This is a genomic window from Henriciella litoralis, assembly GCF_002088935.1.
GTDB lineage: Bacteria > Pseudomonadota > Alphaproteobacteria > Caulobacterales > Hyphomonadaceae > Henriciella > Henriciella litoralis.
Map to the genome: position 1 here is coordinate 2,920,169 of NZ_NCSS01000006.1, position 11,946 is coordinate 2,932,114.

At 57.3% G+C, this 11,946-nt stretch carries 12 protein-coding genes; 3 read left to right on the forward strand and 9 right to left on the reverse strand.

The window, feature by feature from the left end; genetic code table 11:
- Nucleotides 1–135 precede the first annotated feature (135 nt).
- The 6 genes from B8783_RS17725 to B8783_RS17750 form a co-directional block, all read right to left on the reverse strand.
- Nucleotides 136–369, reverse strand: a complete 234-nt coding sequence (locus tag B8783_RS17725; RefSeq protein WP_084421676.1) for a biotin/lipoyl-containing protein — start codon at nucleotides 367–369, stop codon at nucleotides 136–138.
- Nucleotides 366–1,289 (reverse strand): MaoC family dehydratase, encoded by a 924-nt coding sequence (locus tag B8783_RS17730; RefSeq protein WP_084421678.1) that lies wholly within the window; start codon nucleotides 1,287–1,289, stop codon nucleotides 366–368. The genes B8783_RS17725 and B8783_RS17730 overlap by 4 nt, the downstream gene beginning before the upstream one ends.
- A gap of 97 nt (nucleotides 1,290–1,386) precedes the next feature.
- Nucleotides 1,387–2,376, reverse strand: coding sequence for an alpha-ketoacid dehydrogenase subunit beta (locus B8783_RS17735; protein WP_084421680.1), 990 nt, complete (start codon nucleotides 2,374–2,376; stop codon nucleotides 1,387–1,389).
- Entirely contained in the window at nucleotides 2,373–3,356 is a 984-nt protein-coding gene (locus tag B8783_RS17740) for a thiamine pyrophosphate-dependent dehydrogenase E1 component subunit alpha (protein WP_084421682.1), read from the reverse strand. Before B8783_RS17740 ends, B8783_RS17735 begins: the two co-directional genes overlap by 4 nt.
- A 112-nt stretch (nucleotides 3,357–3,468) precedes the next feature.
- Entirely contained in the window at nucleotides 3,469–5,013 is a 1,545-nt protein-coding gene (locus tag B8783_RS17745) for an AMP-binding protein (RefSeq protein WP_084421684.1), read from the reverse strand.
- A 233-nt stretch (nucleotides 5,014–5,246) separates the two neighbouring features.
- Nucleotides 5,247–6,050: a TetR/AcrR family transcriptional regulator gene (locus tag B8783_RS17750; protein WP_084421686.1), complete on the reverse strand. Its 804-nt coding sequence runs from the start codon at nucleotides 6,048–6,050 to the stop codon at nucleotides 5,247–5,249.
- Nucleotides 6,051–6,240: 190 nt separating this feature from the next.
- On the opposite strand from B8783_RS17750, the gene B8783_RS17755 reads away from it, so the two are divergent.
- Nucleotides 6,241–7,017 carry a 2-oxo acid dehydrogenase subunit E2 gene (locus B8783_RS17755; RefSeq protein WP_084421687.1) on the forward strand — a complete coding sequence of 259 codons (777 nt, stop codon included), beginning with the start codon at nucleotides 6,241–6,243 and terminating at the stop codon, nucleotides 7,015–7,017.
- Nucleotides 7,018–7,040: 23 nt separating this feature from the next.
- Here B8783_RS17755 and B8783_RS17760 read toward each other — a convergent pair whose 3' ends face one another.
- The 3 genes from B8783_RS17760 to B8783_RS17770 are packed head-to-tail and all read right to left on the reverse strand — an operon-like array spanning nucleotide 7,041 to nucleotide 9,374.
- On the reverse strand, nucleotides 7,041–7,820 hold the full coding sequence (locus B8783_RS17760; protein WP_084421689.1) for an SDR family NAD(P)-dependent oxidoreductase: 780 nt from the start codon (nucleotides 7,818–7,820) through the stop codon (nucleotides 7,041–7,043).
- Nucleotides 7,821–7,839: 19 nt separating this feature from the next.
- Nucleotides 7,840–8,439 (reverse strand): CoA transferase, encoded by a 600-nt coding sequence (locus B8783_RS17765; RefSeq protein ID WP_084421691.1) that lies wholly within the window; start codon nucleotides 8,437–8,439, stop codon nucleotides 7,840–7,842.
- Between the two features lie 41 nt (nucleotides 8,440–8,480).
- Complete coding sequence (locus B8783_RS17770; protein WP_084421693.1) at nucleotides 8,481–9,374, reverse strand: aromatic ring-hydroxylating oxygenase subunit alpha; 894 nt, start codon at nucleotides 9,372–9,374, stop codon at nucleotides 8,481–8,483.
- Between the two features lie 192 nt (nucleotides 9,375–9,566).
- On the opposite strand from B8783_RS17770, the gene B8783_RS17775 reads away from it, so the two are divergent.
- A complete protein-coding gene (locus tag B8783_RS17775; RefSeq protein WP_139792414.1) occupies nucleotides 9,567–10,919 on the forward strand; it encodes an aromatic ring-hydroxylating oxygenase subunit alpha in 1,353 nt (450 codons plus the stop codon).
- Complete coding sequence (locus tag B8783_RS17780) at nucleotides 10,916–11,878, forward strand: alcohol dehydrogenase catalytic domain-containing protein (RefSeq protein WP_084421697.1); 963 nt, start codon at nucleotides 10,916–10,918, stop codon at nucleotides 11,876–11,878. Before B8783_RS17775 ends, B8783_RS17780 begins: the two co-directional genes overlap by 4 nt.
- Nucleotides 11,879–11,946 lie beyond the last annotated feature (68 nt).

An 11,946-nucleotide genomic window follows, 5' to 3' on the forward strand; every position in this document is an offset into this window, starting at 1 on the left:
TCCCTTGATGATCGCCGCAGTTTTTCTCTGCTGTTATTGCTTGAGATCAGCCTAGGAGGTCAGAGCATCATGTCAACAAAAATCGTGCATGTTATCTTTTTGGAATTGCGTCCGAGACGGCCCTGACTGGTACGGTCAGTGCTCGATAATGGCGATGATCTCGCCGACTGGATAGGTTTCGCCTTCCGTGCCGATCCGCTGAACGACACCAGTGACCGGAGATTCTACATCTTGCGCTGTTTTTTCGCTTTCCAGCGTGTAGAGCAGGTCGCCCTGTTCGATCTTGCCGCCGTTGTCGACATGCCAATCGGTGATAGTGCCTTCTGCCATACCCGCGCCGAGGCCGGGGATCCTTATTTCGGTTTTCATGATTGCTCCTGACTTTGTTTTTCCAAGGTTGAGGTCTTTCTACTGGTGCTCTCGCTAGCGGGGGACAGGACCGTGTAGCCACCACGAACGACAACGACGTCCCTTTGAGGAACCGAGGCTTCGAAGTGGATGGCATCGCCGTTCTTCCACATGTCGACCTTAAGGACATCGCCGGGAAAGACGGGAGCGGAGAACCGTGCTTCGTGGCTAAGGACTCTCGCTGCATTCATGTTTGCGTAGGCGCGAAGAACTGCGCGGCAGGTTAGTCCGTAAGTACACAGGCCGTGGAGAATGGGGCGGGGAAATCCGGCCGCCTGTGCGACGGCGGGATCGGCATGGAGGGGGTTGGAGTCCCCGTTCAGACGGTAGACGAGCGCCTGATCTTCTCGCGTGGCGATCAAAATGCTCTGATCTGCCGGGCGCGAGGGGACGCTGTGGCTTGATGCGGGTGTCGTACTCGGTCCACCAAATCCACCATCGGCTCGCGCCATGATCGTATTGTCGAGCGTCGCGACCAGCACCCCGTCACGGTCAGTCCAGCGCGTTTGTGTGGTGACAATCGCGCCGCGATCCGGCCCCTTGTCGACAACGTCAGTTGTGCGCGTTTGCGTCGTCAGTGTGTCGGCCGCCAGCAGAGGCCTGTTCAGTGTGACCTTCTGACTCGCATGAACCACTTTCGCGAAATGATAGGAACTCTTCCGCGTCCCCGGAGCGGCAGACAGTGCCGGCATGATCGAGCCGCCTAGCACTGTAGCGGCGGTCGGAACGACCTGGAGATTTTTTTCGTAAACGAAGTCGAGACCGTCAGCTTCTTCGCTCATGCCGATGCCGAGTGCGTACAGCATGACGTCTTTCTGGTCATAGCTGAACTCTCGGGGCACCGTGGCCTCGGACAGAATATCGGGAAAATATATCGGCATTGTTCCTGTCGCGGCAGCGTGCTGCAGGCGCACGTGCTCTGCTAATTGGCCAGCAAGGGGCTGAACCGGCAAAAAAACTGGTTCAGCCCGCGCCTGCTTAGCCGAGCACTCGCCTGATGGCTGAGGTGATTTCTTCCGGGCTGTAGAGGAAAGCCTGCTCTAGCGGCGGGCTGAACGGGACAGGCGCGTATTTAGAGCCAATCCTTTGCACCGGAGCTTTCAGGTCGCTGAAAAGTTCCTCGTGAATTCGCGCGGAAACCTCTGCGCCAACGCCGTGGGCCTTGATAGCTTCGTGCACGATAACCGCCCGCCGGGTCTTGGCTACAGAATTCAGCACCGTCTCGGCGTCAAATGGTGAGATGGTCCGCAAGTCAATAACCTCGACGCCGATGCCCTCCTTGGCCAGGTCTTCGGCAATAGCGTCCACTGTTTTCACCGGCCGACCATAGGTGATGACCGTTACATCGTCGCCCTCGCGGCGCACTCTGGCCTTGCCAAGGGGCACCTTGACGCCTGCTTCCAGCGCCGGGCCTTTCTGCGCGTACATCATGATGTCTTCGATCACGAGGGTCGGGTCGTCATCCTCGATCGCTGATAGCAACAAGCCCTTGGCTTCAGCCGGATTTGAGGCCGACACAACCTTCATGCCTGGAACATGCGCGAACCATGCTTCCAGCATATCCGAATGCTGGCCGCCGAAGCCGACGCCGGCGCCCGTCGTGCAACGCACGGTAAGGGGAACCCAGGTTTTGCCTCCAGACATGAAACGCAATTTTGCGGCATGATTGACCAATTGGTCCATGCAGACGGTCAGAAAGTTCATGAACATGATCTCTGCCACGGGCCGATAGCCGGCAATTGCCGAACCGATAGCTGCGCCCATGATCGCTTGCTCGGCGATCGGGGTGGTTCTGACGCGGTCGGTGCCGTACTTGGCGGACAGGCCGGCTGTCGCCTTGAAGACGCCGCCACCCTGTGCGTCGGCAATATCCTCGCCGAGCACGAAAACCTTGGGATCGGCAGCCATGGCCTCATCGAGCGCCTGGTTGATCGATTGGGAAAAGGTAATTGTATCCGCTGTGCTCATGCCGGGATCTCCTCTTTCAGAACGTCAAAGCGGATTTCGTCAATTTCCGGAAAGTCGCTCGACAAGGCGTGTTCAACGGCTTCATCGAGTTCTTTCGTGATTTCATCCTCGATTGCGGCGAGAGCTTTCTCGGAAGTACCACGGTCCAGCATCATCTTTTTGAACAGCGGGATCGGGTCTTTCTCCTTGGCTTCCTGCTGTAGGTCTTTCGGGACGTATGAAAAATCGGCTCCGAACGTATGACCCAGCATCCGGTAGGTCATTGCTTCAATCAGCGTAGGGCCTTCTCCGGCCCGGGCTCTTTCAACTGCTTCCCGGGCGGCGTTATACATCTCGATCGGGTCGTTGCCGTTTACCCGGATGGCGGCCATGTCATAGCCCGGCGCCCGGTCGATAATCTGCTTGGCAGCTGTACTGGCTGCGTAGGCAGTGTGCTCGCCATAGCGATTGTTCTGGCAGAGGAAGATCACCGGAAGTTTCCAGATCGAGGCAAGGTTCAGCGACTCGTGGAAAGCGCCGATATTCGACGATCCGTCGCCAAAACTCACGACGGTTACCCGGCCATCTCCCGCCAGTTGTGAGGAGAGCGCAAGGCCATTGGCAATCGGAAGGCCGCCGCCGACAATCCCTGTGGTGACCATCACGCCGGAATCCGGGTCCGTGATGTGCATCGGGCCGCCTTTGCCTTTACAGGTTCCGGTGACCTTGCCCGTAAACTCAGCCCAGAGGTCCTTCAGCGGGATGCCTTTGGACACCTGGTCGTGCACGCCGCGATAGGTCGTCACCAGATAGTCATCAGGCTTCAGGGCGCACATCATGGAGGCCGAAAGGACTTCCTGACCGCGCACGGGATAATACACCAGGCGCAGCTTTCCGCTGGTCAGCATTTCGCGGAACCGCTCGTCGGTCTTGAAGACCCGCATGGAGCGTCGATAGATCTCCAGCAGCTTTTCGGGGTCTATGTCATTCGACTTTGTCATCGTTCCTCCCTCAATCATTCGGACAGCGATCTCTTAATTCGCTTCGTAAAGTATCATGCGTTATAAAAATGGAGAGATCAATCGCCGGATTTCGTGCTTTGTGAATTTTAGTTCAACCGATCGTGCGTTCCGTGGGCCAATAGGAGGCTCGAAGCACGCGCTTGTTGACCTTTCCGGCGGGCGTGCGGCCGACATCATCAACAAAGTCGATCGACCGGGGGCATTTGTATCCAGCCAGCCTTTTGCGCAGATATGCCAGGATCTGTGCCGGATCAGGCGGGGCGTTCTTGTCTTTCGGAACGATGAGTGCCTTCACCTCTTCGCCAAAATCGGCATTCGGCACACCAATGACGACGGCGTCATCGACGAGATCGTGACCAAGCAGCACCTGCTCGATCTCAGCAGGGTAAATGTTGACGCCGCCACTCACGATCATGTCTGACACGCGATCAGTGATGTAGAGAAAACCTTCTTCGTCATAATAGCCGATGTCGCCAAGCGTGAAGACGCCCGGCTCCCGGTGAGCGGCCTTGGTTTTCTCCGGGGCGTTACGATAGACGATGCCCTTGCCGAGCTTGTCTCGAAAATAGATTTCACCTGGCTCATTAGGCCCAAGCAGTTCGCCGTTCTCGCCGTAAATTAGTAATTCGAAATTATCGACGGTCTTGCCGACAGAACCTGGATGCTGCTGCCACTCATGGGAATCTATCACATTGGTCGTTCCCGATTCCGTTCCGCCATAGGCTTCGATCAGGATCGGACCTACCCAATCGATCATCGCCTGCTTGACCTCTCGGGGGCAGGCAGCGCCGGTGTGGGTAACGCTCTGCAGTGAACTTAAGTCATATTTTTCCCTGATCGCTTCGGGCAGGGCGAGCAGGCGCTTGAAATGGGTTGGCACCATGAGTGTCGTTACGACCTTGTATGTGTCGATCAGGCTCAGGACGGTTTCTGCGTCAAAGCTGCGCATGACGATCAAGGGATGACCAGCTGCGAGCATACGGACCGAGTGTAGGGATGCGTTGAAGTAGAGTGGTCCGAGCGCGAGATGTGGCCCCTCCGGCCGAGCGGCGGTCCATTCCCGCATTAGGTCGAAGAATTCCTCGGTTGTCTTGGCGACAGGCAGGGTCGTGGCGACAGCGTCGATTGCTTTTGGAAAGCCCGTCGTGCCTGACGTGAACTGAAGATAGCGTTTCGGCTCCACATCTGTTCGCGGTTCGTCGGAACTCATTTGATCAAGCCAGTTCAGACAGCTCTGCGTTCCCTCGGGAGCCGGTCCACCCCACACGATTACCTTCACATCACCAGTCAATTCTGCGGCACGTTTTCCTATTTCCGCAGTCTCTGCGGAGACAAACAGAAGCTCCGTTTCTGACTCCTTCAGGATGTAGGCAACTTCCTCTTCAGTCAGATGAGAGTTTATCGGAACGGCAGAGACGCCAGCATGAAGCGAGGCTAGATAGGCGAGGACGGTTTCCTTGCTGTTGGTCGCGAAAACCGCCATGCGCCGTTCCGGCCCAAACGGAAAGTCCAGAAGGCCATTGACGAAGCGGTTCAGACTGCTGTTCAGCTCAAGCCAGCTCAGGCTCGAGTCGTTGTCGGCCAACGCCGTCTTCTGCGGGTGCGTTTGTGCAAGTTTCGCTGAAGCAAGTGCCATTAATTCTCTTCCCTTGGGCCGATGACGTGGCTCGCTGGCCAGGTTCTGGACGGCATCCATTCTGCGTGGATCGATGAGAAGGGAGCGTATACCAGACCCAGGAAACGTTCAATAATGCAGTGCGTAATAATTTTGAAAATCTTGGCATGACGTAGGGGCGACACTACGCAGCCATGTGCCTCTGAAGAGCTTTCGGTCGGTAGCTCAGACGATGAACGACGCGGATGTGGCCCCTATTTCTGGGACTCCCGGTCCGTCTTTTGCGATGATTGAAGGAAGGCAGCGCGCAGCTCCCTTGGTTCGACATCTGCGAGGCGGCGGAAAGTGCTCCAGCTCCGACTATTGGCCCGCAGGTCGGACAGCCACCTTTCGGCCGCCGCCCTGTGCTCGCCAGTTGTCGAACCGATGACGACCAGCAGCAGGGCCTCGCATATCCGCTCGACAAGAAACTTGTCTTCGAACTCGTTGAGGCACCAATCAGTGAGCACGGAATAGGTGTGGCTGGTCACGTTGTAGACCATTGATTCAATCACAACATTCGGTTGAAGCGCATCACTTTCCTGAAGTTCCCGGATGTAGGGCATGACCGAAGCGTCAGACATGGCGCGGATCGTCCGCCGTACCTCGGGAGGCGCAGTCGGCGCATTGTAGACGGCCATGAGAGCGGACGTGTAGGCGCGAAGTTGGGTGTTCCTGGAATTGACCTTTATCTTTCGCTCCAGCTGGCCTTCCAGTTCGGAGGCGGGGAACTTATAATAGACCGACTTGTTGAACTCATCAGTGTATTCTTGGACAGCGGCGGCGATGACGTTGTCCTTGCTTCCGAACGCATTGTACAAAGTCTTCTGTGCGACTTCGGCGCGCAAGCATAAATCCCGCACGCTTAGCTCCTCGATTCCCTTTTCCGCGATCATTTTTCGGGTGACGCGCAGAATTCGATGGCGCCGCTCCTGCATGCTGTCGCTGTTATATTTGCTGGGTCGGCTCGGACTTGTACTTTTCAAACGATGCTCCAATGTCAAACGGGCGTTATGCATGTAACTGTTGTTATAAAATTCAATCTCACAAATTGAAATACTTTCGTGTGTCTCTGCGTCCGGTAAGCGCTTAGTGCGGTCGCTAAGTGGCTGTCGACGGCATTTGGAGGCATGGTGTCCACGTTTTTCTTGAGCCAGAACAGTCAATGATATAACAAGTTGTAAAAATAAATCGTTCTAAGGAAGCTTTATGATTACGCACCAGGAAATCGCAAAGACGATTGATCCGTCCGACGCTATCGTCGCTGAACTGGAGGCGCTTGGTCTGCCGCAGGCAAGTTATTCAATCCAGGCGCTGGACGTGACGCGCAAGACCGTCGCAAGGCGGCTTACAGAGTCCTTTCGCGACGTCCCTCACTTCGCGTTGCAGTGCAAGGTCGAGATGGACGCGCTTCTCGCTTGCCGCAAGCGGTTCAATGTCGACCAGACAAATGCCTCCGTGACGATCAACGACCTCATCATCAAAGCGTGCGCGCTTGCCATCAAGCGGTTCCCGGCCGTCAATTCGAGCTTCACGCAGCACGGAATATTGCGGCATCATAATGCCGACATCGCAGTCGCTGTCGCAATTGAGGGAGGGCTGATCACACCGATCGTGCGTCACGCAGAAACCAAGTCGCTTACGGAAATTTCGGCTGAGGTGAAGGATCTCGCCGCGCGCGCCAAGCGCAAGCGGTTGCAGCCACATGAGTATTTTGGCGGTACGTTCTCGGTCTCGAACCTAGGCATGTTCGGCGTGTCCAGTTTCGGTTCGATTCTCAATCCGCCGCAGGGCTGTATCCTCTCCATAGGGGCGCCGGAAAAGCAATACGTGTTTGATGACGGTGATGAGCCGCGCATCGCTCAGGTGCTTACGCCAACGCTGACCTGCGATCACAGGGTCGTCGATGGCGCAACCGGGGCGCAGTGGCTGCAGGAATTCAAGACCCTTGTCGAGAAACCGGAGGACTGGGTGCTCGGGGGCTGAGACTGGGCGGCTGCCTTGGTGCTTCAGTTTCCTTCGAAGGGGCGCTGTTTCATGTAGGCTGTAAGCGCAGTTGTCATGAGCTCATATGGATCTCCCAGCAGCGATTCTGGGCTGTTCAGTATTGCGTCTCTCAGCAAGCTGGCGTGAAGGTCAGGAAATACTGAGACGCGCCCATCTATCCAGCCTTCCAGAGTTTGGCGGGCAATTTCCTCCGGCGAAGTTTTCACAAGTGGCGTGTCCCTCATCATGTCCGTGTCCATAAGTCCCGGATAGGAGAGTGTGACGCCGATATTAGGATAGGCGTGGCGCACGGCATGTCCGAGCATCGTACCGGCCGCCTTGCTAGCGCTATACAGCTCAGCATCATGCGCTGGCGTCAGGGCCGCGAGAGAGAGAATGTATATAAACCCGCCTTGACGTTTATTTAGACTTTTTGCGAATGCTTGAACCAGACGGAGCGGACCGAAGTAATTCGTCTCCATAGTCGCTCTGGCGCCATCCAGCGTTACCTCGGAAAGCGGGACCATATAGGTCACGCCGGCATTGCTCACGAGTAAATCCACTTCCGTCAAAGCTCGTGCCGCAGCATTTACCTGGTCGGTATTGGTGACGTCGAGGGCGACGCTCTCGGCGCGAGGGCCGAAACGGTCCAGAACCGCATCCATCTTGTTGAGATTTCTGGCGCCGCAATAGACTTTCGATGCGCCGAGCGCGAGCAGATGCTCGACAATAGCGGCACCAAGTCCGCGATTTGCACCCGTCACAAGCGCGACCTTGCCTTCGATCTGGCGGTGATGAGACATTTTTTTCCTCCGAAATCCCTTATTGCTGAATTATGAGGGCGGCCCACGCCAACTGGTCCGCAAGCGCTTTGCTAGCGCCGGGTCGGTCGCTGTCCTGCCATGCCGGTATGGGCGCAGCCGGAACGCCATAGGTCAGGCAGGTGCCGACGGCGTCCTCGACTTTGTGGGTATCGAGTACGGTTGTCGCGAACTCGTTGATCCAGGGGGACTCCCACGCCTTCGCGGCAGGGATATTCCGGTAAGCCGCGAGACTGAGAAAGGTCGCGCAGAAATCGCGCCAGGCCTGCTGGCCGCTCGTGCTTACCAAGAGCCAGCCATCGCGCGCTCGCCAGACCGAAAGGGGCGTATTGCCTGGCAATTTCCGGACGTCCGTCTCTGGCAGGACGTCATCTTCATGGTGATGTCCGCTCGACGCTCGGGAATTTACGGGTCTGCCTCGCGCTCTCAGTTCGGGAGAGCGACACATCTGCATCGCGGTTTCCAGAAGGCCGCCAGCTCTTTCAATGATATCCCCTTTTTGCTCGCCTTGGAGCGAGACGTCGAAGGCGCTGCCACGTGATGTGCGATCAACACGTGCGGCCTTCTCGGGCGCCGTGTGCGCGCTGGGCCAGAATTTCAAAAATGAGCCGCAAGCCCGCTGCAATTCGGTCACGGCGACGACTAGGCCCGGTGGGCGGTGGATGGTCGAAGGTCGACCGTATCGAACAGCGTTTGCGCCAGCCGGGCGGCGACAGGATTCTGGTCTGGTAGGCTGACGCCCGACCTTTCGAGTCCGTCGAGCGCGCTGGTGAGTTCCGCCTGAAGGGCGGCATCGTCGCCAAGGTCCCGGTCGCCATTGGTGCAGCGGACGATCTCAAGCGTCGTTGTCCGTTCGTCCAGCGGCCACAGCGCAATGAGGCGGACCAGATCATCTCTTTCGCTGACCGCGACATTCGGCAGATGCCAGATGCTGTCCTTCCCGATGGGAAGCTCGGCCAGCCGCTCGACAGCTGCTTTCCAGTTGGCGTGTAGCATAAAGGTCTGGCGGTCATGGAAGCGGGCGGCATCGCCGAACCGGTTCAGCGCAGTGGCAAGCTGTCCGGCTTCTTCGATCAGCGCAGGCCCCTCCTTCTTCTGCCTCACCCAGAGCCATCCATTCAGCTCTTCAGTATCGAGTGGGACGAGTGAATAGGCGCAGCGATTGACCTCTCCGAAGTCGCGCTCATCCGGTACCGCCATCAGCTTGCCGAACGTGTCATAAGTCCAGCTGTGATACTGGCAGCGAAACGCGCGGGCTCGTCCGACTGGCGTTCTCACCACCGGCGCGCCCCGGTGACGGCAACTATTATAGAAGCCGCGAACCGTTCCATCCACCGACCGCATGAGGACGAAGGGCACCCTTGTGCGGTCCCATGTAAAGAAACTGCCGGGCGTTGGAATTTCGTCAGAGCGCCCGACGGGAAGCCAGACTCTGGAAAACAGATTTGTAATCTCGCTTTCGAAGATGTTTGCTTCGAAATAGGCCGAAGCCGGAAGCGGCTTTCCCGCCGTCATGACATTGCCCATTTTGCTCATCGTCTCCCTTTTCGCTCGTGCGGTTCATCCGCAATTTATGTGCGGATCGTCGTCTTTTCGTGCCGAACTTACAGACATTTTTATTAAACTCTAGCACACATTCCCCTTTTCTGGCTAATATGGCCGATATCGACCCGTCTTTTTGCTGAGCAGCTGGCGCAGGAAGAAGAGAAAATCCAAAGGAGGACGACGTTGAAAACGGAGTTAATGGAGAAGATCAAGCAGAAGATCCTCTGGGAGTTCGAACGGGACGGGTTGCCTGAAGGTTTTCCTGAATTGCCGGATATTCCGGCTGGCCGTTACACCGAACAGGAATTTTTCGATCTCGAGATGAAGCACATGTGGCCCAAGGTCTGGCTCTATGCCGGCCGGCAGGAGCAGGTGCCGGAACCGGGCTGCTATCAGGTCTGGGACTATAGCGGGCCTTCGATCGTGATCGTTCGGGATGAGGCCGGACATTTGCGGGCCTTCCTGAACGAAAGCCCGAACGATGCGCCGCTCGTGCCCTATACCGATGTTGGTGCGGATCAGTCAGAGCGCCCATTCGATGCGCCGGGCCACTTGTTCATGCAAGTGCGCTTTCCCAGCTACCGGCTCCCTGAAGGGAGACTGAAATGCCAGCGGAAGGGGTGGGAGTACGATCTTTGTGGTAAGCTTGTATCCGTGCCGGGCGGGCAGGTCCTCGAAAACATTCCGCATGCCGATCGCCAGCTGACCGAGTACCGTTGTGATGTCTGGGGCGGCTTCATTTTCATCAACCGGGACACAAAGGCTATTCCGCTTGTTGAGTGGCTTGGGCCTGTTGCTGAGCAAATGGAGCAATACCAGTGTGAAAAGTTACGCATGTTCTCGCGCGCGACTGTGCTACTTCGGACCAACTGGAAGGTGGCTGTGGAGGCTTTTCAGGAAGTCTACCACTTCAAGCACATTCACCATCACGAAGGTGTCGTCTCGCTCGATCAGCGGGGGGTCACGCATGCCATGTTCCCGCACGGGCACTCGCGAATGGTCACACCTTTTGCGAAGCGCCAGCAGATGGCCATGGGGATGAGCGGGCCAACCGACTGGAGCGCGGCGGATGATGCCTTGCGCGACTCCCTGATTGGCACCGGCGCCGGTCAAATTCCGACTGTGCGGGAGATCGTAAATGGGGCCGTGCTGACCTACAGTCTCTTCCCCAATGTGACGACACCGACTTCAGCGCGCGGCTTGCCAATGTTGGCGGCGTGGCCCGTCGGCCCGGCGCACACCTTTTTCGAGTGGACCTCCTTCGTGCCCGACTGGGGCGAGGATACGCCTGAGGTCGAAAAGATGCGGCAGGTCGCGCTTGATACCCCAATGACCATTATGGAAGAGGATGTGAGGAACATGGAGCCCATGTTCATGTCCTTGTCCTCGCCTGGGCTGCCGGGGCTTCATCTCGGCTATAATGAACGCCGACTCTACAATTCCGCAGAAGTGCTCGACCAGATCATCGGAATCGAACGCATACCGAAACATCTGCGCGTCAAGCAGCTGCTCGACAAGTTTGTGGAGCCAGAATGATGACGCGTGCGAGAGTTGTTGTGCTTCGGGAATATGGCTTCCTGGGTATTGAAGAGATCACGTTACCGCCGCTTTCCGATACACAGGTTTTGATTGAACTTTTTTCGGCAAGCATTCAGCCGGCACAAATACGCCTGGTTCAAGCTGCAGAATCCCCGGGCTGGGCTCCCGTCGTGCCTGGCCTCGAAGGGGCGGGGCGCATCATTGCGGTGGGCGGTGGGGTAACGGGACTGAAAGTTGACGACTTCGCCATCGTGGGTTCGGCCCTGGCAGGTGCGGCCGATGGCGAGCCAGCTTGTGCCGAGTTCGTCTTGGGGCAAGGTGATGTGCAATCGGGGCGGGCGGTTTCGACATGGGCGACACATGCGCTTGTCGATGAGCGCTTCGTCGCCGCGGTTCCTGGCGATCTTTTGAAGGATCACGACAGCCTCGCCGTGCTGGGAGACACAATTCCACGGGTCGTGGCCATCGTCAGCAGGGGTGGCATCACGCCTGATGCTCGGGTCGCCATTCTCGGCTCTCGCGGTACAGGCACTGTGACTGAGGCGGTCTGCCGTGCTAGCGGCGTTGCGGATATTGTCATGATCGGCCGAGACCCTGTCGACGCACATCGGGCATTGGACGTTCTGATCATCTGCCAGGATGACCTGACCGATGAGGAGGCCAGCGGGGGGATGCCTGTGTCCGCAGAAAAGGTGTTTATTGTCGCTTCGCCGGAGCCGGGCATGCAGTCGGATGTAGGTGGGCGACCTTCTGCCTTTGCGGATGGCCAGATTGTCCTGGTAGAGCCGCAGCGCGATCTTGAGAGGGCGATCGCCTTGATCCGTGAAGAACGTCTCGACATCGGTGCCGTAGTTGCTCGCAGGTATACAATCGAGCAGATCAACGAAGCTGTGCTGGACCTCGAAACTGGAACGGTTACCGGACCGGCCCTGCTGATTGTGGAGCCGCTGCGATAGCCCCCCAGCGCAGGCGCAAAAAAAACCTCCATTGTAAAAATATATAACACGTACTACTATTTGGCCTG

Bases quoted from the DNA above. Each gene is read 5' to 3' on its own strand.
- B8783_RS17725 (WP_084421676.1), bottom strand. From the start codon at position 369: ATGAAAACCGAAATAAGGATCCCCGGCCTCGGCGCGGGTATGGCAGAA.
- B8783_RS17730 (WP_084421678.1), bottom strand. From the start codon at position 1,289: ATGCCGATATATTTTCCCGATATTCTGTCCGAGGCCACGGTGCCCCGA.
- B8783_RS17735 (WP_084421680.1), bottom strand. From the start codon at position 2,376: ATGAGCACAGCGGATACAATTACCTTTTCCCAATCGATCAACCAGGCG.
- B8783_RS17740 (WP_084421682.1), bottom strand. From the start codon at position 3,356: ATGACAAAGTCGAATGACATAGACCCCGAAAAGCTGCTGGAGATCTAT.
- B8783_RS17745 (WP_084421684.1), bottom strand. From the start codon at position 5,013: ATGGCACTTGCTTCAGCGAAACTTGCACAAACGCACCCGCAGAAGACG.
- B8783_RS17750 (WP_084421686.1), bottom strand. From the start codon at position 6,050: ATGCATAACGCCCGTTTGACATTGGAGCATCGTTTGAAAAGTACAAGT.
- B8783_RS17755 (WP_084421687.1), top strand. From the start codon at position 6,241: ATGATTACGCACCAGGAAATCGCAAAGACGATTGATCCGTCCGACGCT.
- B8783_RS17760 (WP_084421689.1), bottom strand. From the start codon at position 7,820: ATGTCTCATCACCGCCAGATCGAAGGCAAGGTCGCGCTTGTGACGGGT.
- B8783_RS17770 (WP_084421693.1), bottom strand. From the start codon at position 9,374: ATGAGCAAAATGGGCAATGTCATGACGGCGGGAAAGCCGCTTCCGGCT.
- B8783_RS17780 (WP_084421697.1), top strand. From the start codon at position 10,916: ATGATGACGCGTGCGAGAGTTGTTGTGCTTCGGGAATATGGCTTCCTG.